This is a genomic window from Paractinoplanes toevensis (assembly GCF_018332695.1).
Classification (GTDB): Bacteria; Actinomycetota; Actinomycetes; order Mycobacteriales; family Micromonosporaceae; genus Actinoplanes; species Actinoplanes toevensis.
This window is the reverse complement of record NZ_BOQN01000156.1, coordinates 1-21,678: the sequence shown is the minus strand read 5'-3', so window position 1 is coordinate 21,678 and position 21,678 is coordinate 1. Positions and strand designations below refer to the sequence as shown.

Sequence of the window (21,678 nt, the reverse complement as noted above, 5' to 3'; positions counted from 1 at the left end):
GACATTTCCTCTTGAGGAGATGTGATATGCCTCGCCTGCCTCTTGCAAAGTCGATCGTTCGTGTAAAACTCGGGGTTAACCCACCACGCGCTGGCGGGACTCGGTGAAATTCCGAACCGGCGGTGATCCGATGCTTCATCGGTAAGCCCGCGACCCGGACGTCGTTCCAACGACGGACGGTGGACCTGGTGAAAATCCGGGGCCGACGGTTGATCGGACGGTGCAAGCCGCCCCGGTCAGACAGTCCGGATGGGAGACAGCGCGCGGAATCGGATCGTGGCCGGGCCACGTCCGGGGTGCGCGTAGCGTACCCTGATGTCCGATTTCCTGCGTTTCCTCCAGTAATCTCCAGCGCGTGACCGTGCCGCGCTGAGAGGACGAAAGCGGATGGTGACCGAGGACGAGGCAATGCGCCGCGCGATCGCGCTGGCCGGCCGGGGCCTCGGCACGACCAGCCCCAACCCGGTGGTCGGTTGCCTGCTCCTCGACACCGACGGCGAGATCGTCGGCGAGGGCTTCCACGCGTACGCCGGTGGGCCGCACGCCGAGATCGTCGCCCTCGCCCAGGCCGGTGAGCGGGCCCGCGGCGGCATCGCGGTGGTCACCCTGGAGCCCTGCAACCACACCGGCCGCACCGGCCCCTGCAGCGAGGCGCTGATCAACGCCGGGGTCAAGCGAGTGATCATCGCGGTCGACGACCCGACGCCGGTGGCGTCGGGCGGGGCGGTCACCCTGCGCGCCGCCGGGGTCCAGGTCGAGACGGGCGTACGCCGGGCCGAGGCCGAGCAGGGCAACGTCGCCTGGCTCACCGCCGTGCGCCGCGGCCGGCCGTTCGTGACCTGGAAGTTCGCGGCCACCCTGGACGGGCGCTCGGCCGCCGCCGACGGCACCAGCCAGTGGATCACCTCGTCGCCGGCCCGCACCGACGTGCACACGCTGCGCAGCACGATGGACGCGATCATGGTCGGGTCCGGCACGGTCGTCACCGACGACCCGCAGCTCACCGTGCGCGACCTCAAGGACGGCACGCTCGCCATCAAGCAGCCGCTGCGGGTGGTCGTGGACTCAACCGGCCGTACGCCGGAAAAAGCGCGAGTGCGCGACGTCGCCGCACCGACCTGGATCGTCACCACCCGGGAGGTCGGCGCCGGCCCGGACGGCCGCGTCGATCTTCATGCCCTGCTCCAGGCCCTGTTCGGCCGGGGCATCCGCTCGGTGCTGCTGGAGGGCGGGCCCACCCTGGCCGGCTCGTTCCTGGCCGCCGGGCTGGTCGACCAGGTGATCGGTTACGTGGCACCGAAGCTGCTCGGGGCCGGTAAGACCGCCCTGCTCGACGCGGGCGTCACCACCATCGGCGACGCCATCGAACTCGAACTCACCGACATCGCGCAGATCGGCCCTGACCTGCGTTTCATCGCATCGCTCCGACAGAAGGAGTCCTGATGTTCACCGGCATCGTCGAGGAACTGGGAGAGGTCGTGCGCCTCACCGACGCGGGCGGCGATTCGGCGGTCATCGCCGTACGCGGACCCGTCGTCACCACGGACGCCCGGCACGGCGACTCGATCGCGGTCAACGGCGTCTGTCTCACTGTGATCGACAACGAGGAGGGCGTGTTCACCGCCGATGTGATGGGCGAGACGCTGCGCCGGTCCTCGCTCGGCGCGCTGCGCGTCGGCAGCCAGGTCAACCTCGAGCGGGCCGCCGCGCTGGGCAGCCGCCTCGGCGGCCATCTGGTCCAGGGCCACGTGGACGGGGTCTCCCGGCTGCTCAGCCGCGAGCCGGCCGACCAGTGGGAGGTCCTGCGCTTCGCGCTGCCGGCGAACATCGCGAAGTACGTGGTGGAGAAGGGCTCGATCACCGTCGACGGGGTGTCGCTGACCGTCATGGCGGTGGACGACGAATCCTTCGGTGTCGGCCTGATCCCGACGACGCTGAAGCTGACCGTGCTGGGATCCAAGGCCGTGGGCGACCCGGTGAACCTCGAAGTCGACGTGATCGCGAAGTACGTGGAAAAGATGCTGGGAGAACGTCATGTTTGAGGACATCGAGCGGGCCATCAAGGACATCGCGGCCGGTCGCGCGGTCATTGTCGTGGACGACGAGGACCGCGAGAACGAGGGTGACCTGATCTTCGCGGCCGAGAAGGCGACGCCCGAGCTGGTCGCGTTCATGGTCCGCTACACGTCGGGGTACATCTGCGCGCCGATCACCGAGGAGGAGGCCGACCGCCTCGACCTGCCGCCGATGTTCCACACCAACCAGGACCGCCGGGGCACCGCCTACGCGGTCACGGTGGACGCGGCCGAGGGTGTCGCGACCGGCATCTCGGCGGCCGACCGGGCCCGTACGCTCCGGTTGCTCTCCTCCCCGGAGACCAGCCCGACCGATCTCACCCGGCCCGGCCACGTCGTGCCGCTGCGGGCGAAGGCCGGCGGCGTGCTGCGCCGCCCCGGCCACACCGAGGCCGCGATCGACCTGTCCGTGCTGGCCGGCCTGCGCCCGGCCGGTGTGCTCTGCGAGATGGTCAACGACGACGGCACCATGCAGCGCCGCCCCGACCTGGAGAAGTTCGCGATCGAGCACGACCTCGCGCTGATCACCATCGCCGACCTGGTGGCCTACCGGCGTTCGCTGGAGCAGAGCGTGGAGCGGGTGGTGGAGACCCGGCTGCCGACCGAGCACGGTGACTTCACCGCGGTCGGCTACCGCGCCAAGGCGGACGGCGGCGAGCACGTGGCGCTGGTCTTCGGCGAGATCGGCGACGGCGAGGACGTCCTGGTCCGGGTGCACTCGGAGTGCCTGACCGGGGACGTCTTCGGTTCGAAGCGCTGCGACTGCGGACCGCAGCTGGACGCGGCCCTGGAGCGGGTCGCCGCGGCCGGCCGCGGTGTCGTGCTCTACATGCGCGGCCACGAGGGCCGCGGCATCGGCCTGCTGCACAAGCTGCAGGCCTACCAGCTGCAGGACCGCGGTTTCGACACGGTCGACGCGAACCTCGAGCTGGGCCTGCCGGCCGACGCCCGGGACTACGGGACCGGCGCGCAGATCCTGTACGAGCTGGGCGTGCGCTCGATGACACTGCTGACCAACAACCCGGCGAAGCGGGCCGGCCTGGAGGGGTACGGCCTGACCGTGCTCGGCCGGGAGGCGCTGCCGGTGCGGTTGTTCCCGGAGAACGTGCACTACCTGCGCACGAAGCGGGACCGGATGGGGCACCTGTTCGAAGCGTTGGGCTGACCAGCGTGCGGGAAACAATGACAATGGGGAAAAAGGGGGCAACACATGGCCGGCTTCGGTGACCCGCACATGCAGACCGTCGACGCGGCCGGGCTGCGGCTCGGCATCGTCGGCGCGCGCTGGCACGCCGAACTGATCGATCACATGATCGAGCGGGCGAAGGCCGCCGCCGAGGCGTGCGGTGTGACGGACGTGGTCATCCACCGGGTGGGCGGCGCCGTCGAACTGCCGGTCGTCGCGCAGGCGCTGGCCAAGCAGTGCGACGCGGTGGTCGCGATCGGCGTCGTGATCAAGGGCGAGACCCCGCACTTCGACTACGTCTGTGACTCGGTCACCGCCGGGCTCACCCGGATCGCCCTCGACGAGCAGACCCCGGTGGCGCACGGCGTGCTGACCGTGCACAGCCTCGGCCAGGCCCGCGACCGCGCCGGCCTGGAGGACTCGATCGAGGACAAGGGCTGGCAGAGCACGGTGGCGGCGCTGGACGCGGCCCTCGTGCTGCGCGACCTGACCAAGCCGTAGTTCGTCAGCGGCGCATCACCGTCAACCGGGCCCGGTCGTCGTCGGCCACGATGCCGAGCCCGGTCACGGCCCGCAGGCCGGCGGTGGCGCGGGCCCGGCCCGGCCGGAACCACACCCCGCCGCCGGTGGCCGGGACCCGCAGCAGCACCGGGCGTGGCAGCCCGTTGCAGACGACCCCGGTGTTGCCGCTGCCGACGGCGACGTGCGAACCGGTCCGCTGAGCGATCGACACGCCGATATCGGCCAGCGCGCCCGGCGGGCAGGTCGCCACGTAATGCACATCGACGGCGGCTCCGCCCGGAAGCACCGTCGCGGACCGCAGGCGTAAGCCGTACCGGCCGGACGCGCCGGCCGGTGCCGGGCCGGCGACGATCATCAGCACGGCAGCGGCCATGGCGGTGTACAGGCGCATGAGTTGCCTCCCCGTAAGCACGGGAGAGTCCCCGTGCCCGCGGATGCACCATGGCATCCCGGCGGGCCCACGAAGGGGTTACCGTCCGTGATCCGACCTGGTCGGATTACAGCCGGCCCGCCTCGATGATGCGCGCCAGGAACTGCCGGGTGCGGGCCTCGACCGGGTCGCCGAGCACCTGTGCGGGCGGCCCCTGCTCCAGGACCCGGCCCTTGTCCAGGAACGCCACCCGGTCGGCCACCTGACGGGCGAAACCCATCTCGTGGGTGGCCAGGACCATCGTCATGCCGTCGCCCTTGAGGTCGCGGATCATGGTGAGCACCTCGCCGACCAGCTCCGGGTCGAGCGCCGAGGTCACCTCGTCGAGCAGCAGCAGCCGCGGGCTGTTGACCAGGGCCCGGACGATGGCCACCCGCTGCTGCTGGCCGCCGCTGAGCCGGTCGGGGTAACTGCCGGCCTTGTCGGCCAGGCCGACCCGGTCCAGCCACTCCATCGCCTGCGCCTTCGCCTCGGCGGCGGGCCGTTGGCGCACCTTCGTCGGGGCCAGGGTGATGTTGTCGAGCACGGTCATGTGCGGGAACAGGTTGTAACTCTGAAAGACCAGACCGATCTTCCGGCGTACGACGTCCGGGTTCACCCGCGGATCGGTGATGTCCTCGCCGTCCAGCATGATCGTGCCGTCGTCGATCTCGGTCAGCAGGTTCACGCAGCGCAACAGCGTCGACTTGCCCGAGCCGGACGCGCCGATCAGCGCGATCACCTCGTGCTCGTCCACGGTCAGGTCGAGCCCGTCGAGCACCACCGCGTCGCCGAACGTCTTGCGGACTTCCGTGCAGGTGAGAAGCATCAGGTCCCCGCGTTCTGGCGTCGGGCGGCACGCAGCGTCACCCAGTCGGTGATCCCGATGAGCGGAAGGGCCAGCAGAACAAAGAGCACACCCGCCACGATGTACGGCGTGAAGTTGTAGCTGCCGGCCTGGCTGATCTGGGCCGCCCGAATCGCGTCCACCGGCCCGGCCAGCGAGATCAGGCCCACGTCCTTCTGCATCGACACGACGTCGTTGAGCAGCGGCGGGGCGGCCCGGCGCACCGCCTGCGGCAGCACCACGAAGCGCATCGTCCGGCGGTAGCTCAGCCCGAGCGAACGGGCCGCCGCGACCTGGCTGGGGTGCACCGACTCGATGCCGGACCGCAGCACCTCGGCGATGTAGGCACCGTAGGTGATGACGATGGCCGCGCCGCCGAGAACGGTCACGCTCGGCGTCCCCTGCAGGCGAAGACCCGGGATCCCGTACGCGAAGAGGTAGATCGTGATGATCAGCGGCAGGCCACGCAACGAGTACGTGTAGACCGTCGCCAGCGCCCGCACCGGGAAGAACACCGGTCCGCGCAGCGTGCGCAGCACCCCGACCAGCAGGCCGAGGGCCAGCGCGCAGGCCGCGCAGACGACGAACAACCGGATGTTGAGCCATAGCCCGTCCAGGATGGCGGGCAGCGAATCCCGGGCGATGTCGCCGCGGAAGAACGACTGCTTGACCCGGTCCCAGCCCGGCGCGCCGGTGATCAGCACCGCGAAAAGCGTGCCGAGCACCGCGGTGGACAGGGCCGCCAGCAGCACCGAGCGGATCGCCTTCCGACGCCGGAAGGCGATCCTCGCTAGCTGCTTGTCACTCGGTCGGTGTAACTCGGAGCTCACGAGAGTTCGGGCGCCCCGCCCGTGCCGGCCAGCCACTGCTTCTCCAGCACCGCGAGGGTGCCGTCCTGGCGCAGCTGGTCGACCGCGGTGCTGACGCAGGTGGTGAGCGACGAACCCTTGTCGAGCACCAGGCCGAACTGCTCGGGCGTGCCGACCGAGGCGAGCTGGCCGACGATGATGCCGTTGTCGAGCTCGGCGCCCGTCATGTAGAACGCGGTCGGCAGGTCCACCACGATGCCGTCGACGGTCTTGTTGACCAGGGCGGCCTTGGCGTCGTCGTTGTTGTTGAAGACCTGCGGGTCGGTCGCCGGCTTGATCACGTCGGTGATGGCCTGGTAGCTGGTCGTGCCCACCTGCGCGCCGAGCTTGGCGTTCTTCAGGTCGGCCAGCGACTTGGCGCCGGCGATCTTCGAACCCTTGACCGTGATCACGGTCTGCTTGACCAGGTAGTAGGGGGAGGAGAAATCGACGGCCTGCCGGCGCTCGTCGGTGATGGAGAATTCGTTGATATCGAAGTCGTACGCCTTCGGGCCCGGCGCGATCGCGTTGTTGAACGTCACAGAGATCCAGGTCACGTTCTCGGTCGAGTAGCCGAGGCGCTGGGCCACCGCGTACGCCACGGCGGACTCGAAGCCCTTGCCGTTACTCGGCTTGTTATCGCTGAACCACGGCTCGTAGGCCGGGTTGTCGGTGCCGATCGTGAGCTTGCCGGCCGTCTTCGTCTGCAGTGTTTCCGGCGCGCACGCGTTCGTGGAAGCGCTGGCAGAGGGCGTCGAGGCGGTGGTCTCGTCGGCGGGGGCGCACGCCGCGAGGGCAGCAAGGACGAGGGCGGCACCGCCCGTGGTGATGAGGGTGTTTCGGCTGACCATGACGGCGAGCCTAGGGCACGTCTCACCTGCTGGGGCCGTTCGTATCGATCCCGTGATGACTTGTCACAATGGCGCCCGTGAAGACGTTCGAAGAGCTGTTCGCCGAGCTTCAGGAAAAGGCGGCGACGCGCCCCGAGGGGTCGTCCACCGTCGTGGCCCTGGAGCGCGGAGTCCACTTCATCGGGAAAAAGGTCGTCGAAGAGGCGGCCGAGTCCTGGATGGCGGCCGAGCACGAGGGCCCCGAGCGGGCCGCGGAGGAGATTTCCCAGCTGCTCTACCAGGCTCAGGTCCTGATGATCGCGACTGGTCTCGACCTCGAGGACGTGTATCGACATCTGTGACGTGCGCCCCCGGTCCGTTCACGAGACGAAGGAGCACGTTCGATGCTGCGCATCGCTATTCCCAACAAAGGCACCCTGTCCCAGCCCGCCTCGCAGATGCTGCGGGACGCCGGCTACCGCCAGCGCACCGATCCCAAAGACCTGATCTGCCGCGACGAGCCGAACAACGTCGAGTTCTTCTACCTGCGGCCCCGGGACATCGCCACCTACGTCGGCACCGGCGACCTCGACCTCGGCATCACCGGCCGGGACCTGCTGGTCGACTCCGGGGTCGCCGCCGAGGAGGTGCTCGACCTGGCCTTCGGTGGCGCCACCTTCCGCTGGGCCGCCCCGCCCGGGACCATCACCTCGGCCGCCGAGGTCGGCGGCCGGCGGATCGCCACCGCCTACCCCGGGGTGGTCGAGCGCTACCTCACCGAGCACGACCTCAAGGCCGACGTCGTGCGGCTGGACGGCGCGGTGGAGAACGCGGTGCGCCTCGGCGTGGCCGACCTGATCGCCGATGTGGTGGAGACCGGCGCCACGCTGCGCCAGGCCGGCCTGGTCACGCTGGGCGAGCCGCTGCTGCGCTCGTCGGCGATCATGATCGGCCGCCCCGGCCACGCCCCGGCCGGGGTGTCCCAGCTGATCCGCCGCCTGCAGGGCGTCCTGGTGGCCCGCAGCTACGTGATGCTCGCCTACGACGTGCGCGCCGACCTGCTGGAGAACGCGACCGCGCTGACCCCCGGCATCGAGTCGCCGACGGTCTCCCCGCTGCACCGGGAGGGCTGGGTCGCCGTGCAGGCGATGGTCCAGCGCGCGAACGTGCACCAGATCATGGACGAGCTCTACGAGCTGGGCGCCCGCGCCATCCTGGTCACCGACATCGCGAACTGCCGACTATGAGTACATTGGTGACCGTGGAGACGGTGACATATCGCCCGCAGAAGATCCGCTGGGTCGCCGGTGGCCTGGCCGCCGGCGTGGTCGTGCTGTTCACCGCGATCAGCTTCGGGCTGAGCGGCTCGACGGGCTTCGAGAACTCGGGCCAGTTCGAGCGCGGCGACCAGACCGCCATGATCGGCCTGGGCATCCTGATCGCGCTCGGCATCCTCGCGTTCTGCCGGCCCCGGGTGATCGCCGACGCCGAGTCCATCCACATCCGCAACGTCGTCGGCGGCTACGACCTGCCCTGGTCGGTGGTGCGGGCCGTGCGCTTCGACCGCAACTCGCCGTGGGCGCAGCTCGAACTGCACGACGACGAGCAGGTGTCGATCCACGCCCTGCAGGCCGCCGACAAGGACTACGCGGTCGAGGGTGTCCGCGCACTTCGGGCCCTCCATCAAGCGTCCGTGAGCGCCTGATAGACTTGCCCGCAGTCGACCACGTCTTCAGGTAACTGGGTTTTCAGGTAACTGAGTCTCTCGGAAACCAGAAGTCGCGAAAGAGGAGCCCGCTGGTTCCCACCCGCCGTCAACTAGACGCCGGGTCCGGTCACCCGGTCCGGATGTTCCGCAGGGAATATCTCAGGCCCGGGGTGCGTCCTCATGGGCGCCGATGACCGGTCGAGCGGGCCCTGGCATGCGTGCCGGGGCCTTCTGCTTTCCCTGCGCCCCGCACCAGGGGTTGCGCTGGGGCCGACCGACATTGGCAACGTTTCCGCGGGTGGGACTGCGGAGGCGTGGAAAAGTAAACCGTTCTGAGGAGGCCCCATCAGCGTCGAACCACGCGTTAACGAACAGATCCGGGCTCGTGAGGTCCGTTTGGTCGGCCCCGAGGGTGAGCAGGTGGGCATCGTCCCGCTCGAGCGCGCCCTGCAGCTGGCTGCGGACGTAGACCTGGACCTGGTCGAGGTTGCTCCCATGGCGCGGCCGCCGGTGTGCAAGCTCATGGACTTCGGCAAGTTCAAGTACGAGAGCGCACTGAAGGCACGCGAAGCGCGGCGCAACCAGCAGCAGACCGTCATCAAGGAAATGAAGCTTCGGCCGAAGATCGACCCGCACGACTACGAGACCAAGAAGGGTCACGTGGTCCGCTTCCTCAAGGCGGGCGACAAGGTCAAGGTGACGATCATGTTCCGCGGTCGCGAGCAGAGTCGTCCCGAGCTGGGTTTCCGGCTCCTGCGCCGGCTCAGCGAGGAGATCTCGGAGCTGGGCTTCGTGGAGGCCAGTCCGAAGCAGGACGGCCGAAACATGATCATGGTGCTGGCCCCCCACCGGGCCACGAAGGCAGCAGCTGCTGCGACGATCGCGGCCAACGCGCGACCGCCGCGGGAGCCGCGTGAAGGCGACGTCGCCGCGGCAGCGGAGGCCGACGTCCCCGAGGTCTCCGAAGCCACCGCAGAGTAATTCAGCTTTTCCGTCCGGCCCCGGGCCGGGCGGAAAGACCAGAAAGAGGCTTTAAGTGCCGAAGTTCAAGCCCCACACCGGTACCGGCAAGCGGGTGAAGGTCACCGGCAAGGGCAAGCTGCTCACCGAGCAGGCCGGCAAGCGCCACCTGCTGGAGGGTAAGTCCTCCAAGGTCACTCGTCGGATGACCGGCACGGTCACGGTGGCCAAGGCCGACACCAAGCGAGTTAAGAAGCTGCTGGGCCGCTGACGCGCGCGCCACACTAAGTCCCCTGTTAGGAGCACCGAAATGGCACGCGTCAAGCGTTCTGTCAACGCCCAGAAGAAGCGTCGCACCCTGCTCGAAAGCGCGAGCGGCTACCGCGGGCAGCGCTCGCGGCTGTACCGCAAGGCCAAGGAGCAGGTGCTGCACTCGATGCAGTACGCGTACCGCGACCGCCGTGACCGCAAGGGCGACTTCCGCCAGCTGTGGATCACGCGTATCAACGCGGCCGCCCGCGCGAACGGCATGACCTACAACCGCCTCATCCAGGGCCTCAAGCTGGCCGGCATCGAGGTGGACCGCAAGATCATGGCCGACCTGGCCGTCAACGACGCCGCCGCGTTCGCGGCCATCGTCGAGGTCGCGCGCGCTGCCGTCGCGGCCGAGGGCACCGGCGGCGCCGCCGCGCAGGCTGCCTGATAACTCGCATCATCGCCAGGCGCCCTCCGAACTGTTCGGGGGGCGCCTTGCCGTGCTGCCGGAAGGGTTCTCAGATGACTTTCACTACCCGTACCCCTCGGGTTGTCGCGGCCCGGCGTCTGCAGCGCCGCCGGGATCGCGATCAGACCGGGCGATTTCTGGCCGAAGGACCGCAGGCGGTGCGCGAAGCGCTCGCCGCGGGAGTGGTGCTGGAGCTGTTCGGCACCGGCGACGCGCTGACCCGGCACGGTGATCTCGCGCTGCTCGCGCCGTCCGCTTCCGAGATCGACGACGAGGCGCTGGCCGCGCTCACCGAGACCGTGCAGCCGCAGGGCATCGTCGCGGTCTGCGAGCAGGTCGACGTCACGCTCAGTGCGGCCCTGGCGAAGGGGCCACGGCTGGTGGCGGTGGTGGCGGAGATCCGCGACCCGGGCAACGCCGGGACCGTCCTGCGGACGGCCGACGCCGCCGGGGCCGACGCGGTGATCTTCGCGGGCGACGCGGTCGACCCCTACAACGGCAAATGCGTACGCGCGTCGGCCGGCTCGCTGTTTCATGTAGATGTGGTGCGCACCGGTTTGGACATCGTCGACGAGCTGCGGAACTTCGGCCTGCAGACCCTCGCGACCAGCGGATACGGCTCCGACGACCTGGACTCCCTGCTCGATGAGGGCGCGCTGACCGCGCCCACCGCGTGGATCTTCGGATCGGAGGCGCACGGGCTGCCGCAGGACCTGCTCGACTCGGCCGACCGGCGGGTGCGGGTGCCGATCTACGGCGGCGCGGAGAGCCTCAACCTGGCCGCGGCCGCCGCCGTCTGCCTGTACGCCTCGGCCCGGGCGCACCGCTGATGCGCGCCCAGGTCTACGACGCGGTCGGCGCGCCGATCTCGCTGCGCCAGATCCCCGAGCCCGCGCTGCCGCCGGACGGGGCGATCATCGAGGTGCGGGCCACCGGCGTGTGCCGGTCGGACTGGCACGCCTGGCGCGGGCACGACCCGGTGCCGCTGCCGCACGTGCCGGGCCACGAGTTCGCCGGCGTCGTCTCGGCGGTGGGGCGGGAAGTGGCCGGGTTCGCCGTGGGTGACCGGGTGACCGCGCCGTTCGTCAACGGGTGCGGGCGGTGCGACTACTGCAAGTCCGGCAACGCCCAGGTGTGCCCCGACCAGACCCAGCCCGGGTTCACCCATCCGGGTTCGTTCGCCGAGCGGGTCGTGGTGCGCGCGGCCGAGACCAACCTGGTCCGGCTGCCCGAGGAGATCGACTTCGTGGGGGCGGCGGCGCTCGGCTGCCGGTTCGCCACGGCGTTCCGGGCGCTGCGCGGGCTGACCCCGCCGGCGCTCGCGACCGCGGGGTCGGCGGCACCACTGCGGACGGATGCGACGGTCGCCGTGTACGGCTGTGGGGGAGTCGGCCTGTCCGCCATCATGATCGCGGTTGCGCTGGGCGCGCGGGTGCTCGCGGTGGACCCGTCGCCGGAGGCCCGGGCGACGGCGGCCGACCTCGGCGCGGTGCTGAAGACCGAGATCCTCGGCGAGGCGGACGTGGCGATCGACGCGTACGGCTCGGCCGAGACCGCGATGGCCTCGGTGCGCAGCCTGCGCCGGGGCGGGCGGCACGTGCAGGTCGGGCTGATGCTGGGCGGGGACGCCCGGGCGCCGCTGCCGTGGGACCTGGTCGTCGCGCACGAGCTGGAGATCGTCGGCTCGCACGGGATGGCCGCCGTCGACTACCCCGCCATGATCGAGCTCGTCGTCTCGGGACGGCTCAACCCGCGACGGCTGGTGCGGGAGACCGTCCCGCTGGCCGAGGCCGGCGAGGCTCTGATGGCGATGGACGACCCGGTGGCGCGCGCGGGTGGGATCGTGGTGGCGGTATGCTGACGGCGTGTCAGGTCCGATGAAGCTGTTTATCCGGCCCGCTGGTCGCGGGCGCCGGATCTGACTTTCGCGCGTTCACTCCCTGACCGGCGGGCTGCGGCTGAGCCGCTCTCCGTACACTGCCCGATGGCAATTCCGGTGTGAGGGGAAGCATGTCCTACCGCAATGATCCGTACGATCCGAAGCAGGCCGTCCTGCTGTCGCCCGAGTCGCTGACCGAGGCCGTCACGGCCGCCCAAGCGGCGTTCGGCGCCGCGTCCGACCTGGACGCCCTCGGCGCGCTCAAGCCCGCCCACCTGGGTGACCGCTCCCCGGTGTCGCTGGCCCGGCGGGAGATCGGCTCCTTGCCGCCGGCTGCCAAGTCCGACGCCGGCAAGCGGGTCAACGAGGCCCGCCAGGCGATCCAGGGCGCGTTCGACGCCCGCTTCGCGGCCCTGGAGGTCGAGCAGGCCGCCCGGGTTCTGGTCGAGGAGCGAGTCGACGTCACCCTTCCGTGGGACCGGCGGCCGCGCGGGGCCCGGCACCCGATCACCACGCTCATGGAGCACATGGGTGACCTGTTCGCCGGCATGGGCTACGACGTGGTCGAGGGGCCCGAGCTGGAGCTCGAGTGGGCCAACTTCGACGCGCTCAACATCGGCCCGGACAACCCGGTGCGCGGCTCGATGGACACGTTCTACGTGGACCTGCCCGGCCTGGTGATGCGCACGCACACCTCGCCCGGCCAGGTGCGCACCATGCTCACCCGGCAGCCGCCGATCTACGTGGTCTGCCCGGGCCGGGTCTACCGCTCCGACGAGCTGGACGCCACCCACAGCCCGGTCTTCCACCAGATCGAGGGCCTGGTCGTCGACGAGGGCATCACCATGGCGCACCTGCGCGGCACCCTCGACCACTTCGCCAAGGCGATGTTCGGGCCGGACGCGCGCACCCGCTGGCGGCCGCACTACTTCCCGTTCACCGAGCCGTCGGCCGAGTTCGACGTGTGGTTCGCGCAGCACCGGGACGGGCCGCGCTGGGTCGAGTGGGGTGGCTGCGGCATGGTCAACCCGCGGGTCCTGGTGGCCTGCGGCATCGACCCGGACCGCTATTCGGGCTTCGCGTTCGGCATGGGCGTGGACCGCACCCTGATGTTCCGCAACGGCGTCGGCGACATGCGCGACCTGGTCGAGGGCGACGCGCGCTTCACCGTGAACTTCGGCATGGAGGTCTGAGGCGATGAAGACTTCGCTGTCCTGGCTGCGGGACTACGTCGAACTGCCCGCGGACCTGTCCACCGAGCAGCTGGACGACGCGCTGACCAACCTCGGGATGGAGGTCGAGTCGATCGTCGACCAGGCCGCCACCGTGAAGGGTGACCTGGTCGTCGGCCGGGTGCTGACCATCGAGGAGCTGACCGGCTTCAAGAAGCCGATCCGGTTCTGCACGGTCGACGTCGGCAAGGATGCTCCGCAGGAGATCGTCTGCGGCGCCCGGAACTTCGCCGAGGGCGACCTCGTCGTGGTGATCCTGCCCGGCGGCGAGCTGCCGGGTGGCTTCAAGATCGGCGCCCGGAAGACGTACGGGCGGAACTCCAACGGCATGATCTGCTCGGCCGCCGAGCTGGGTCTGAGCGGCGACCATTCGGGCATCATCGTGCTGCCCGCCGGGACTCCCGGTGAGGATGCCCGGCCGATCGTCGGACTCGACGACGTCGTGGTCGAGGTGGAGATCACGCCGGACCGGGGCTACCAGATGAGCCTGCGCGGCCTGGCCCGCGAGTTGTCGTACGCCTTCGACGCCGCGTACACCGATCCGGCGCATCTCGACGCACCCGGCGGAACCACCGACGTGCCGTTCCCGGTGTCCGTCGAGGACACCGTCGGCTGTGACCGTTTCTCGGCCCGGGTGGTGCGCGGCATCGACCCGAACGCGCCGTCACCGGCCTGGATGCAGCGCCGGCTCGTCGCGGCCGGCATCCGCACCATCTCGCTGCCCGTCGACATCACCAACTACCTGATGCTCGAACTCGGCCAGCCGATGCACGTGTTCGACGCCAACCGGATCTCCGGGCCGCTCGTGGTCCGCCGCAGCCGGCCGGGGGAGAAACTGACCACCCTGGACGGGGTGGCCCGGGTGCTCGACGCCGAGGACATGGTGATCTGCGACGACACCGGTCCGATCTCGCTCGCCGCGGTGATGGGCGGCGAGACCAGCGAGTGGCAGCCCGACACCGTCGACGTGCTGCTCGAGGCCGCCCACTGGGACCCGATCATGGTGGGTCGCACCGCGCGCCGGCACAAGCTGTTCAGCGAGGCCGCCAAGCGCTGGGAGCGCGGCGTCGACCCGAACCTCACCCTGGTCGCGCTCGAACGGGCCGTGCAGATCCTCACCGCGCACGCCGGCGGCACCGTCGACGAGCGCGTCCTCGATCTCGACCATCGGCAGCTGCCCGGCCCGATCCTGCTCGACCCGGCCCTGCCGGCGCAGCGGATCGGCGTACCCTATCCGGCTTCTGAGGTTGTTGATTTTCTGAGCCGGATCGGCTGCACGGTCACCGGCGTCAACCCGCTCGAGGTCACCCCGCCGACCTGGCGTCCCGACCTGGTCGCCGGGATCGACCTGGTGGAAGAGGTGGCCCGGCTCGGCGGCTACAACAACATCCCGAGCATCCTGCCGCCGGCCCGCGGGGGTGCCGGCATCACCGCCGCACAGCGCCGCCGGCGCACGATCGGGCGGGCGATGGCCGAGAACGGTTTCGTCGAGGTGTGGACCTACCCCTTCCTCGCGCCCGGCCTCGCCGACGCCCTCGGCTACCCGATCGACGACCCGCGGCGCAGCGCGGTGCGACTGACCAACCCGCTGTCCGAGGAGGAGCCGCTGCTGCGCACGTCGCTGCTGGCGCCGCTGCTCGGCACCCTCAAGCGCAACCTCGGCCGCGGGCTGCGTGACCTGGCACTCTACGAGATCGGCACGGTCTTCCTGCCCGGCCGGTCCAGCACGCCGCCGCCCGTGATGGGTGTCGACCGGCGTCCCAACGACGCCGACTGGGCGGCCGCGAACATGTTCGTGCCCAACCAGCCGTGGCACCTCGCGGCCGTGCTGACCGGCGAGATCGCCCCCTCCGGCTGGTGGGGCGCGGGCCGCACGGCGACCTGGGCCGACGCGATCGAGGCGGCCCGGATAGCACTGTCCGCCGCCGGCATCGCGGACGCGCGGGTCACCGTCGCCGCGGCCGAGCTCGCACCCTGGCACCCGGGCCGGTGCGCGGCCGTCTCGGTCGACGGCACGGTCGTCGGGCACGCCGGCGAGCTGCACCCGGCCGTCGTGTCGGCGCTCGAACTGCCCAAGCGGACCGTCGCCATGGAGTTGGACCTGAACGCGATCCCGGCAGCCCCGGTCGTGCAGGGCATCCGCATCTCGACGTTCCCGCCGGCGCTGATCGACGTGGCGCTGGTGCTCGACCGCTCGGTGCCGGCCGCCGAGGTCGAGGCGGCGCTGGTCGCCGGCGCGGGGGAGCTGCTGGAATCGGTGGCGCTGTTCGACGTGTACGAGTCGGACCAGCTCGGCGAGGGCAAGCGGTCCCTCGCCTACAAGCTGACCTTCCGTGCCCCGGACCGCACGCTCACCTCGGAGGAAGCCCTCGCGGCCCGGGACGCCGCGGTGGCCGCGGCCGCGTCCCGCTTCGGGGCGACGCTGCGCGGCGCCTGAGTCACCGGACCGGCCCGCGGCCTACCGCGGGCCGGTCACCGACTTGTAATAGGCGATCTTGCCGCGGATGTGGTCACGCTGGCGCAGCAGGATGTCGATGCGCTCCTCGACGTCCCGGTCATGCTCCTCGAGCAGCGCGATCCGATCGGGGATCGACTCTTCCTCGCGGCTCAGCTCGGCGAACTCGAGCATCCGGGCGATCGGCATGCCGGTGTCGCGCAGGCAGCGCAACATCTCCAGCCACCCCACGTCGTCGTCCCGGTACTGCCGCCGGCCGCCGGACGTGCGCGGCACGTCCTCGAGCAGGCCGATCTTCTCGTAGTAGCGCAGCGTGTCCAGGCTGAACCCGGTCTTCTCGACGACCTGTCCGGGGGTGTAGGTGGGCATGCCCGTCAGGCTACGTCGATTCTGTGCGCGAGAAGACCCCGCCCAGCGGCCGGACGATCACGGATCATGCGGCCATTTCACCACGCAAGATCGTCGGCTCCGATCGTTTGTCGCAACCCGAGGATAGGTGGTAGGCGCCCAACGTCCGGCGCTCATGCTGTGCTACCGGATGAGACACGGATCGCCGCAAATCCGGATGCCGACGCCTGCACGGCTCCGTCATATTCCAGTCATGGTCACCAGCGGCGAAGAGTTGCCCGTCCTGACTATCGACGGGGCGAACTTTTCAGACCTCGACGGCTTCGCCCGAGAGTTCTCCACGTTGCTCTGCTACCACACGTGGCACGGAAACTTGGACGCCTCCGGCCCACGGCACCGTGGGTCGGGCCGCTACCGACGCATGTAGGTGGTGCACGCCATCGCCCCAAATGCGGTCACAAGCAGAGAGAAGCCCGCGGAAGCTGCCTACCGCGCCGGCGCCGAGCTCGGCGATACGCACGCACATCACAACCTCGCGAACCTGCTCCAAAGCCACGGTGACCTGGCCGGTGCCGAACGACATTTCCATCAAGCCGCGGAGGCGGCGACACGCTGGCCGCAGCGGCGTTGCGAGACCTGCTCGAGGGCTGAGCACGCGGTCCTGCTTCACGGCCCAACGATCGAGCACGATAGCCATCGATCACTCTTCACGGGACAGAATCGCTACTCACGCTCAGAACCGGGCGGGCCTGGTGGAAACCGGGCCCGCCTTCTGCGTACCTGTTCGTTGATCAGCGGCGCAGGGTTAGCAGACCCGGCCGGTACGGCAGGAGGCCGTAGTCACCGCTCGAGTTCGTGGCGCGGCCCTGGTACAGCAGCTGCAAGTTGCACGGGTCGATCGTGTTCGTCTGATCCGCGCTGGTACGCAGCAGCTCGCCATGGCTGATGTCGTTGGTCCAGGTGGCACCGCTGTTGGCCTTGCCCGCGAACGGGTTGTTATAGGTCACCGCGTTAGGCGTCCAGGTGCCGCTCAGACTGGTCGCCGTGAACGAGCGGAAGTAGCGCTCCCAGGAGCTGGTCCGGGCCTCGACGATCATCAGGTACTGCTCGCGGCCCTGCACCTTGTAGACCTGCGGCGCCTCGAACAGGTTTTCCGAGGTATCGCTCATGATCGTCGTGTAGTTCGAGCCGAAGCTGCCCGGGAAGTTCCCGATCGGCATGATCTGCCGGTAGATCTTGCCGTTGTCACCGGCGAAGAACAGATACATGTTCTGGCTGTCACCGATGATCGTCTGGTCGATCACGCCGGTGCCGGAGCCGGTGATGCTGGCGGTCGACAAGGTCTGCGGGGCGGACCAGCCGTTGGCGTTGGCCGGATTGGTGGAGGTCCGGTAGGAGAACGCGGGGCCACCCCACTGGTGGGCGAGGACCCAGATGTTCTTCGGCGCGAAGTAGAACAGCGACGGCGCGACGGTGCTCTGGTTCATGGTGGTCTGGGTGGCCGAGCCGAGCTGGTTGAGGTTGTCGACCAGACCGAAGTTCATCGAGCCCCAGCCACCGGTGGCGCTGCTGCTGTGGGTGGTGGCGTACACCAGCTGCTTACCCTGGTAGGGGGCGATCGTGAAGTCCTTGAGCGACGCCCAGCCGGACTTCGGCTGCGCCAGCGGGCCGGTCGACGTCCAGCGGTAGGACGTCGGCAGCGCGCAGGAGGCCGGCGGGCTCGACGGCGGCTGCGAGGTCGGGGTGACCGGCGGCTCCGAGGAGGGGGTGACCGGCGGGGTGGTGGTGGTCGGCTGCCCGGTGCATGCCACGCCGTTGAGGGCGAAGTCGGACGGGACCGGGTTGCTGCCGTTCGACGAACCGTTGAAGCCGAACGACACCTCGCCGTTCGTGCCGATCGAGCCGTTGTAGCCGACGTTCTTGGCTGTGACGGCGGAACCGCTCTGGGTCAGCGAGGTGTTCCACGACTGGGTCACGGTCTGCCCGGCGGTGTATGTCCAGGTCAGAGACCAGCTGCTCAACGCGTCGCCGAGGTTCTTGATGGATACATTGGCGCCGAATCCGCCCTGCCACTGCGAGGCGATGGTGTAGTTGACCGAACAGCCCGCTGCGGCGGCGCTGGCCGGCAGCGCCACCGTGAGCGCAGCCGATCCCAGCAGCACGGCGCCGGCCGAAGCCATGGCGACATTCATTCGTCTGGATTTGTTCACAGATTCTCTCCTGAGTTAGGGGCGGCAGCGCTCAAGGTCGAGGGACCCTCATTGTTAACGTTAACTACCGTTGCTTGCATGTTACGAGAGTGCTGCCGAACCCTCAATGAGGATTGGCAAGCGACCAACCATCATCGATTGATATAACAGTTTTTGGCCATTCAACACGCCATTCGTAAAGTGCGTCGTCCATGATCAAATTCACTGTCATCGGCTACGAGTGTGCGTCGGGTTGCCCGCGGGTTGCCCCACGTGCGTCACGCCGCGTAACAGCTCACCCAGGCCACGCCGCTCGCTCGGCGGCTATGAGCGGACGTTTCGTACGGCAGGATTGGCGGCGTGCGAGCGATCCTCAAAAGCCTCAACCTCGAACTCGACCCGTCGATGCTTCCTGACGATCCGTATCGGCTGGAGGTTTTGTGGCACAGCCGGAGCAGGAAGTGCTCACAAGAGCGGCCCACGACATGCCCACGTGGGCGAAACGAGCTGAGTTCGCCGTTGACACTCCAGGCATCGAACGATCAGCGCCTCCCCGGATCATCCGACCGGTGACGAACACAGACGCCAGCGTGACGACCGTGCCGAAGACCGCAGCGCCCGCATAGCCCGTCTGGCCTCTCTCCGGTCGACCGCCCGCCACACCAGGTACTGATCCACTGGGCTCAACCGCTCCCAGTCGGCACGTGAGATCACCTCCCGGCGGCGCGTCACTGTCCACGGCCATCCGCCCGCCGCAGACGCAACGACGCGCCATCCAGAGTCACATCGATGTAGCTGCCGCCGGGTTCGGCCACCGACTGCGCACCAGGGATGCCGGCCACCGGATCGGTGAGCGCGTACGCGATATGACGAGGATCAGGCTCACGCTGCCACCGCACCTCCCACCGGTCTGCCGCCCCAGAGAGCTCCGACCCTCCGGACCAGTACCCCCAACGACCATCGTTCACCAGGACCAACGGTGCAGACCCGCACCACCAGGCCGGCCAACAACCGCAGCATCGGATCGGACAGCTCATCCACAATGTCGGTCACATGCTGCTCCGACGCACTCACGGGTACATCGAGACCAGGGCCTCGGGGACCGAACGCCTCTTCCGGGATATCGCCGTGCGCCGTGCGCGGGAAGTGCTCCCGGTCGGCGATCACCATCCGGGCACCCGTCGGGACGTGAACCAGATGGTAGAGGCGGAACGGCTCAAGCCCGGCAACTCGCAGACCGGACACACGACCGGTGCGATCGTGGTGCGGCAGCAGCCGGCCGGCGAGATTGGGTATCGCGCCGCGCCTGATCACGGCGAGCAGATCATGTCGTGGCGACATGGCCAGGGTGTAGGTCAAGAACGCGGAGGCACTGGAGAACGAACCGGTCTCGCCGTTGAATAGATGCAGGGCCAGCCCGGCCCGGAACCGGCGCTGGGCCGTCGTACAGCTGTCGAAGCCGAGGCTCCCGTCACGGCCAAGTCCAGCACGGCTCGACCTTGGACGGAGCTGAAGTGAGCAGTGCAGGGCCCGGCGAGCCGTTTGAGTTTCACACCTTTCTGGCGCCAGGCCGGGGCCCGGCGTACGACGACTTCCACCGGGCGATCCCGGCCGACCTGGACGCGGTGATGCGCGCCGCCGGTGTCATAGCCTGGCGGATCTACCGCAACGACTTGATCCTCACCCATCAGGTGGTCGCGCTCGACCGTCAGCACATGGACGAAGTCCTGGACAAGGATCCGGTGAATCAGCGCTGGCAGCAGGAGGTCGCACCGTACCTCGTCGACACCCCAGCAACCGACATTGGCGACGATCCCGGCGACCTGGTCTGGGACTTCTCCTGGCCGACTCGGTGAACGGCACCGGCTGCGGGAAAGTCGCTGTCCGGCCGCCGGCCACGACCGCAAGGCACGGCACCCCGAAGACAGGTGCGCACGACCAGAGACTGTCGTCGGGCCGGTCACGGTAGCCAGCAGAGTTCGCAAGCCGTATCAATCCCTCCACCACAGCGCGTTTCGCCTCGTTGGTCGTGACGCCATTGTCCAGTGCAATCCATACCGAGCAGCCCGGAAGACCTCGGGACGCGTGACGTCGACTGACCAACGGGGTGACCAGCGCGCTCGGTCGGCGGCATGTGCGGACAGGTGATCAAGTGCAGTCCGCGGGCGTGACATTGCGGCCGCTTGTCCCGTCGAGGCACTGTGGCCGGCCGCGTTGCCCTCTGGGCGGCTGGTCAGCAATCGTTGGAGAACACGTCGAGACGGCTACGATCAACGACGACAATTCCCTGGTCGGTCACTCGGACGGCGCCAGTATCGGTAAGGCGCGCCAGGGCCCGGTTGATGGTTACCCGACTCCGCCCGAGCATGCGCGCCAACTGCTCTTGCGATCCTCGCCAGGCGACTCGATCCGTTGGATTCTGCGCTACCAGCCACGCGGCCAGTTGAGCGACCGCCGGTAGCGTGACGGCTTGGGAGAGCCGCTGCCGACTGGCCATGACGTCCTTCGCGAGCTGTCCGAGCACATGCTCACGCACCGACTGTTCCTCGTCGAGCAAGCGCATGAATCGGATGCGAGGCAGCAGTCGTGCGGTGACCGCAGTAATCGCCGCCAACCCGGTTGACGGTGTTTCGCCATCCAGCACGGCCGCCTTGTCCACGATCGCGGGGCCCGTCCACCGATCGGGCCACACCTCACCGCCGCAGGGCTGGGTATGCGTGGCCACCACGGTGCCGGATAGCAGTAGGACGACGGCGCTCGCCCGTTCACCCGCAGGCCGTATCACCGCACCGGCACGGAACCGCGCCGGGTGACTGTCGCGGTCAACCGCCTCCAGCTTCGCTGAGGGCAGGGCTCGTAGCGCCGGGATGAAACCCACCGAAGTCATGTATCAAGTGATACTGCGCCGTACGGTGACGGCGGCATAGCGTGCCGCCATGTGGACCGTAGAGTTGACCTTCACCAGTGAACCCGAACGCCTGGCCGCACGGGCCGCCCATCGCCATCGGCTCGCCGCCCTTCACCGCGATGGCACCATTCGTATGGCAGGCCCATTCGCTGACGACAGCGGAGCAATGATCATCGTTGATGCGCCCGACCGGGAGACGGTCGACGCGCTGATCGCCGCAGACCCCTATTTCACTACTCCGGGCGTCACGGTCGCACGGATTCGGCAATGGCAGCCATTCCTGCAATAGCAACCACCAGCCTTTCCGGACACACTTTCTCGGCCCACTCACATCGGCTACTTGTTTACTGGCAGCACGACCGCAGCCCGGCCAGGCTTGGTCGAGGTGACCAACGGGGTCGCTCTCACATCGGCTGCCCACCGTAGTTTGGTGTGGCTCAGATTTGGCGTGCGTCCCGCTGGCGGGAGCAGACCGTCGGGCAGGGTCGCTTCGGCACTGACCGGGACGGCTATAAGGCGATGCTGGCCGCTGGTCGCCAGCACCAAGACCGGGTGTGG

Annotated in this window: 25 protein-coding genes and 1 riboswitch; of the genes, 16 read left to right on the top strand and 9 right to left on the bottom strand. The window is 69.1% G+C overall.

Annotated features, from left to right (window positions below; translation table 11 throughout):
• The first annotated feature begins 85 nt into the window (after positions 1 to 85).
• Positions 86 to 265: riboswitch (FMN riboswitch) on the top strand.
• Between the two features lie 122 nt (positions 266 to 387).
• The 4 genes from ribD to ribH are packed head-to-tail and all read left to right on the top strand — an operon-like array spanning position 388 to position 3,762.
• Complete coding sequence (ribD, locus tag Ato02nite_RS47345) at positions 388 to 1,443, top strand: bifunctional diaminohydroxyphosphoribosylaminopyrimidine deaminase/5-amino-6-(5-phosphoribosylamino)uracil reductase RibD (protein WP_213013308.1); 1,056 nt, start codon at positions 388 to 390, stop codon at positions 1,441 to 1,443.
• The gene (locus tag Ato02nite_RS47340; protein WP_213013307.1) at positions 1,443 to 2,042 is read left to right on the top strand and encodes a riboflavin synthase; all 600 of its coding nucleotides are present in this window, start codon (positions 1,443 to 1,445) and stop codon (positions 2,040 to 2,042) included. The genes ribD and Ato02nite_RS47340 overlap by 1 nt, the downstream gene beginning before the upstream one ends.
• Entirely contained in the window at positions 2,035 to 3,240 is a 1,206-nt protein-coding gene (locus tag Ato02nite_RS47335) for a bifunctional 3,4-dihydroxy-2-butanone-4-phosphate synthase/GTP cyclohydrolase II (RefSeq protein ID WP_213013306.1), read from the top strand. The genes Ato02nite_RS47340 and Ato02nite_RS47335 overlap by 8 nt, the downstream gene beginning before the upstream one ends.
• Positions 3,241 to 3,285: 45 nt before the next feature.
• Positions 3,286 to 3,762, top strand: coding sequence for a 6,7-dimethyl-8-ribityllumazine synthase (ribH, locus tag Ato02nite_RS47330; RefSeq protein WP_213013305.1), 477 nt, complete (start codon positions 3,286 to 3,288; stop codon positions 3,760 to 3,762).
• Between the two features lie 4 nt (positions 3,763 to 3,766).
• On the opposite strand, the gene Ato02nite_RS47325 is transcribed toward ribH, so the two are convergent.
• From Ato02nite_RS47325 to Ato02nite_RS47310, 4 genes are all read right to left on the bottom strand, one after another.
• Positions 3,767 to 4,174 (bottom strand): hypothetical protein, encoded by a 408-nt coding sequence (locus Ato02nite_RS47325; RefSeq protein ID WP_213013304.1) that lies wholly within the window; start codon positions 4,172 to 4,174, stop codon positions 3,767 to 3,769.
• 106 nt (positions 4,175 to 4,280) lie between these two features.
• Positions 4,281 to 5,021 carry an amino acid ABC transporter ATP-binding protein gene (locus tag Ato02nite_RS47320; protein WP_213013303.1) on the bottom strand — a complete coding sequence of 247 codons (741 nt, stop codon included), beginning with the start codon at positions 5,019 to 5,021 and terminating at the stop codon, positions 4,281 to 4,283.
• Positions 5,021 to 5,869, bottom strand: coding sequence for an amino acid ABC transporter permease (locus tag Ato02nite_RS47315; RefSeq protein WP_213013302.1), 849 nt, complete (start codon positions 5,867 to 5,869; stop codon positions 5,021 to 5,023). The genes Ato02nite_RS47320 and Ato02nite_RS47315 overlap by 1 nt, the downstream gene beginning before the upstream one ends.
• On the bottom strand, positions 5,866 to 6,738 hold the full coding sequence (locus tag Ato02nite_RS47310) for an ABC transporter substrate-binding protein (protein WP_213013301.1): 873 nt from the start codon (positions 6,736 to 6,738) through the stop codon (positions 5,866 to 5,868). The genes Ato02nite_RS47315 and Ato02nite_RS47310 overlap by 4 nt, the downstream gene beginning before the upstream one ends.
• 77 nt (positions 6,739 to 6,815) lie before the next feature.
• Here Ato02nite_RS47310 and Ato02nite_RS47305 point away from each other — a divergent pair, with 77 nt between their 5' ends.
• From Ato02nite_RS47305 to pheT, 10 genes are all read left to right on the top strand, one after another.
• Positions 6,816 to 7,079 (top strand): phosphoribosyl-ATP diphosphatase, encoded by a 264-nt coding sequence (locus Ato02nite_RS47305; protein WP_213013300.1) that lies wholly within the window; start codon positions 6,816 to 6,818, stop codon positions 7,077 to 7,079.
• A gap of 42 nt (positions 7,080 to 7,121) precedes the next feature.
• On the top strand, positions 7,122 to 7,964 hold the full coding sequence (gene hisG / locus Ato02nite_RS47300) for an ATP phosphoribosyltransferase (RefSeq protein WP_213013299.1): 843 nt from the start codon (positions 7,122 to 7,124) through the stop codon (positions 7,962 to 7,964).
• Complete coding sequence (locus Ato02nite_RS47295; RefSeq protein WP_213013298.1) at positions 7,961 to 8,422, top strand: PH domain-containing protein; 462 nt, start codon at positions 7,961 to 7,963, stop codon at positions 8,420 to 8,422. The genes hisG and Ato02nite_RS47295 overlap by 4 nt, the downstream gene beginning before the upstream one ends.
• A 348-nt stretch (positions 8,423 to 8,770) precedes the next feature.
• The gene (infC, locus tag Ato02nite_RS47290) at positions 8,771 to 9,406 is read left to right on the top strand and encodes a translation initiation factor IF-3 (RefSeq protein WP_213013349.1); all 636 of its coding nucleotides are present in this window, start codon (positions 8,771 to 8,773) and stop codon (positions 9,404 to 9,406) included.
• 55 nt (positions 9,407 to 9,461) lie between these two features.
• On the top strand, positions 9,462 to 9,656 hold the full coding sequence (gene rpmI, locus Ato02nite_RS47285) for a 50S ribosomal protein L35 (RefSeq protein WP_213013297.1): 195 nt from the start codon (positions 9,462 to 9,464) through the stop codon (positions 9,654 to 9,656).
• A 39-nt stretch (positions 9,657 to 9,695) separates the two neighbouring features.
• Positions 9,696 to 10,088 (top strand): 50S ribosomal protein L20, encoded by a 393-nt coding sequence (rplT, locus tag Ato02nite_RS47280; protein WP_213013296.1) that lies wholly within the window; start codon positions 9,696 to 9,698, stop codon positions 10,086 to 10,088.
• A gap of 74 nt (positions 10,089 to 10,162) precedes the next feature.
• A complete protein-coding gene (locus tag Ato02nite_RS47275) occupies positions 10,163 to 10,939 on the top strand; it encodes a TrmH family RNA methyltransferase (RefSeq protein WP_213013295.1) in 777 nt (258 codons plus the stop codon).
• A complete protein-coding gene (locus Ato02nite_RS47270) occupies positions 10,939 to 11,970 on the top strand; it encodes an alcohol dehydrogenase catalytic domain-containing protein (RefSeq protein WP_213013294.1) in 1,032 nt (343 codons plus the stop codon). Before Ato02nite_RS47275 ends, Ato02nite_RS47270 begins: the two co-directional genes overlap by 1 nt.
• A gap of 149 nt (positions 11,971 to 12,119) precedes the next feature.
• A complete protein-coding gene (locus tag Ato02nite_RS47265) occupies positions 12,120 to 13,181 on the top strand; it encodes a phenylalanine--tRNA ligase subunit alpha (RefSeq protein WP_213013293.1) in 1,062 nt (353 codons plus the stop codon).
• Positions 13,182 to 13,185: 4 nt separating this feature from the next.
• The gene (gene pheT, locus Ato02nite_RS47260; protein WP_213013292.1) at positions 13,186 to 15,657 is read left to right on the top strand and encodes a phenylalanine--tRNA ligase subunit beta; all 2,472 of its coding nucleotides are present in this window, start codon (positions 13,186 to 13,188) and stop codon (positions 15,655 to 15,657) included.
• Positions 15,658 to 15,678: 21 nt separating this feature from the next.
• Here the strand turns inward: pheT and Ato02nite_RS47255 are convergent, their stop codons facing one another.
• The 4 genes from Ato02nite_RS47255 to Ato02nite_RS47240 form a co-directional block, all read right to left on the bottom strand.
• Entirely contained in the window at positions 15,679 to 16,044 is a 366-nt protein-coding gene (locus tag Ato02nite_RS47255; protein WP_213013291.1) for a MerR family transcriptional regulator, read from the bottom strand.
• Between the two features lie 286 nt (positions 16,045 to 16,330).
• Positions 16,331 to 16,720 carry a hypothetical protein gene (locus Ato02nite_RS47250; RefSeq protein ID WP_213013290.1) on the bottom strand — a complete coding sequence of 130 codons (390 nt, stop codon included), beginning with the start codon at positions 16,718 to 16,720 and terminating at the stop codon, positions 16,331 to 16,333.
• Positions 16,721 to 16,814: 94 nt separating this feature from the next.
• Entirely contained in the window at positions 16,815 to 18,203 is a 1,389-nt protein-coding gene (locus Ato02nite_RS47245; RefSeq protein ID WP_246608176.1) for a non-reducing end alpha-L-arabinofuranosidase family hydrolase, read from the bottom strand.
• Positions 18,204 to 19,094: 891 nt separating this feature from the next.
• On the bottom strand, positions 19,095 to 19,571 hold the full coding sequence (locus Ato02nite_RS47240; RefSeq protein WP_213013288.1) for a hypothetical protein: 477 nt from the start codon (positions 19,569 to 19,571) through the stop codon (positions 19,095 to 19,097).
• A 155-nt stretch (positions 19,572 to 19,726) separates the two neighbouring features.
• Between Ato02nite_RS47240 and Ato02nite_RS47235 the strand changes: the two genes are divergently transcribed.
• Positions 19,727 to 20,068 (top strand): L-rhamnose mutarotase, encoded by a 342-nt coding sequence (locus Ato02nite_RS47235; protein WP_213013287.1) that lies wholly within the window; start codon positions 19,727 to 19,729, stop codon positions 20,066 to 20,068.
• Between the two features lie 377 nt (positions 20,069 to 20,445).
• On the opposite strand, the gene Ato02nite_RS47230 is transcribed toward Ato02nite_RS47235, so the two are convergent.
• A complete protein-coding gene (locus Ato02nite_RS47230; protein WP_213013286.1) occupies positions 20,446 to 21,099 on the bottom strand; it encodes a Crp/Fnr family transcriptional regulator in 654 nt (217 codons plus the stop codon).
• Between the two features lie 49 nt (positions 21,100 to 21,148).
• Between Ato02nite_RS47230 and Ato02nite_RS47225 the strand changes: the two genes are divergently transcribed.
• The gene (locus Ato02nite_RS47225; RefSeq protein ID WP_213013285.1) at positions 21,149 to 21,409 is read left to right on the top strand and encodes a YciI family protein; all 261 of its coding nucleotides are present in this window, start codon (positions 21,149 to 21,151) and stop codon (positions 21,407 to 21,409) included.
• Positions 21,410 to 21,678 lie beyond the last annotated feature (269 nt).

Excerpts from the sequence above, each read along its gene's own strand:
- ribD (WP_213013308.1), top strand. The coding sequence starts at position 388 with ATGGTGACCGAGGACGAGGCAATGCGCCGCGCGATCGCGCTGGCCGGC.
- Ato02nite_RS47340 (WP_213013307.1), top strand. The coding sequence starts at position 1,443 with ATGTTCACCGGCATCGTCGAGGAACTGGGAGAGGTCGTGCGCCTCACC.
- Ato02nite_RS47335 (WP_213013306.1), top strand. The coding sequence starts at position 2,035 with ATGTTTGAGGACATCGAGCGGGCCATCAAGGACATCGCGGCCGGTCGC.
- ribH (WP_213013305.1), top strand. The coding sequence starts at position 3,286 with ATGGCCGGCTTCGGTGACCCGCACATGCAGACCGTCGACGCGGCCGGG.
- Ato02nite_RS47325 (WP_213013304.1), bottom strand. The coding sequence starts at position 4,174 with ATGCGCCTGTACACCGCCATGGCCGCTGCCGTGCTGATGATCGTCGCC.
- Ato02nite_RS47320 (WP_213013303.1), bottom strand. The coding sequence starts at position 5,021 with ATGCTTCTCACCTGCACGGAAGTCCGCAAGACGTTCGGCGACGCGGTG.
- Ato02nite_RS47310 (WP_213013301.1), bottom strand. The coding sequence starts at position 6,738 with ATGGTCAGCCGAAACACCCTCATCACCACGGGCGGTGCCGCCCTCGTC.
- hisG (WP_213013299.1), top strand. The coding sequence starts at position 7,122 with ATGCTGCGCATCGCTATTCCCAACAAAGGCACCCTGTCCCAGCCCGCC.
- Ato02nite_RS47295 (WP_213013298.1), top strand. The coding sequence starts at position 7,961 with ATGAGTACATTGGTGACCGTGGAGACGGTGACATATCGCCCGCAGAAG.
- rplT (WP_213013296.1), top strand. The coding sequence starts at position 9,696 with ATGGCACGCGTCAAGCGTTCTGTCAACGCCCAGAAGAAGCGTCGCACC.
- Ato02nite_RS47275 (WP_213013295.1), top strand. The coding sequence starts at position 10,163 with ATGACTTTCACTACCCGTACCCCTCGGGTTGTCGCGGCCCGGCGTCTG.
- Ato02nite_RS47270 (WP_213013294.1), top strand. The coding sequence starts at position 10,939 with ATGCGCGCCCAGGTCTACGACGCGGTCGGCGCGCCGATCTCGCTGCGC.
- Ato02nite_RS47265 (WP_213013293.1), top strand. The coding sequence starts at position 12,120 with ATGTCCTACCGCAATGATCCGTACGATCCGAAGCAGGCCGTCCTGCTG.
- pheT (WP_213013292.1), top strand. The coding sequence starts at position 13,186 with ATGAAGACTTCGCTGTCCTGGCTGCGGGACTACGTCGAACTGCCCGCG.
- Ato02nite_RS47255 (WP_213013291.1), bottom strand. The coding sequence starts at position 16,044 with ATGCCCACCTACACCCCCGGACAGGTCGTCGAGAAGACCGGGTTCAGC.
- Ato02nite_RS47250 (WP_213013290.1), bottom strand. The coding sequence starts at position 16,720 with ATGGCTATCGTGCTCGATCGTTGGGCCGTGAAGCAGGACCGCGTGCTC.
- Ato02nite_RS47245 (WP_246608176.1), bottom strand. The coding sequence starts at position 18,203 with ATGGCTTCGGCCGGCGCCGTGCTGCTGGGATCGGCTGCGCTCACGGTG.
- Ato02nite_RS47230 (WP_213013286.1), bottom strand. The coding sequence starts at position 21,099 with ATGACTTCGGTGGGTTTCATCCCGGCGCTACGAGCCCTGCCCTCAGCG.
- Ato02nite_RS47225 (WP_213013285.1), top strand. The coding sequence starts at position 21,149 with ATGTGGACCGTAGAGTTGACCTTCACCAGTGAACCCGAACGCCTGGCC.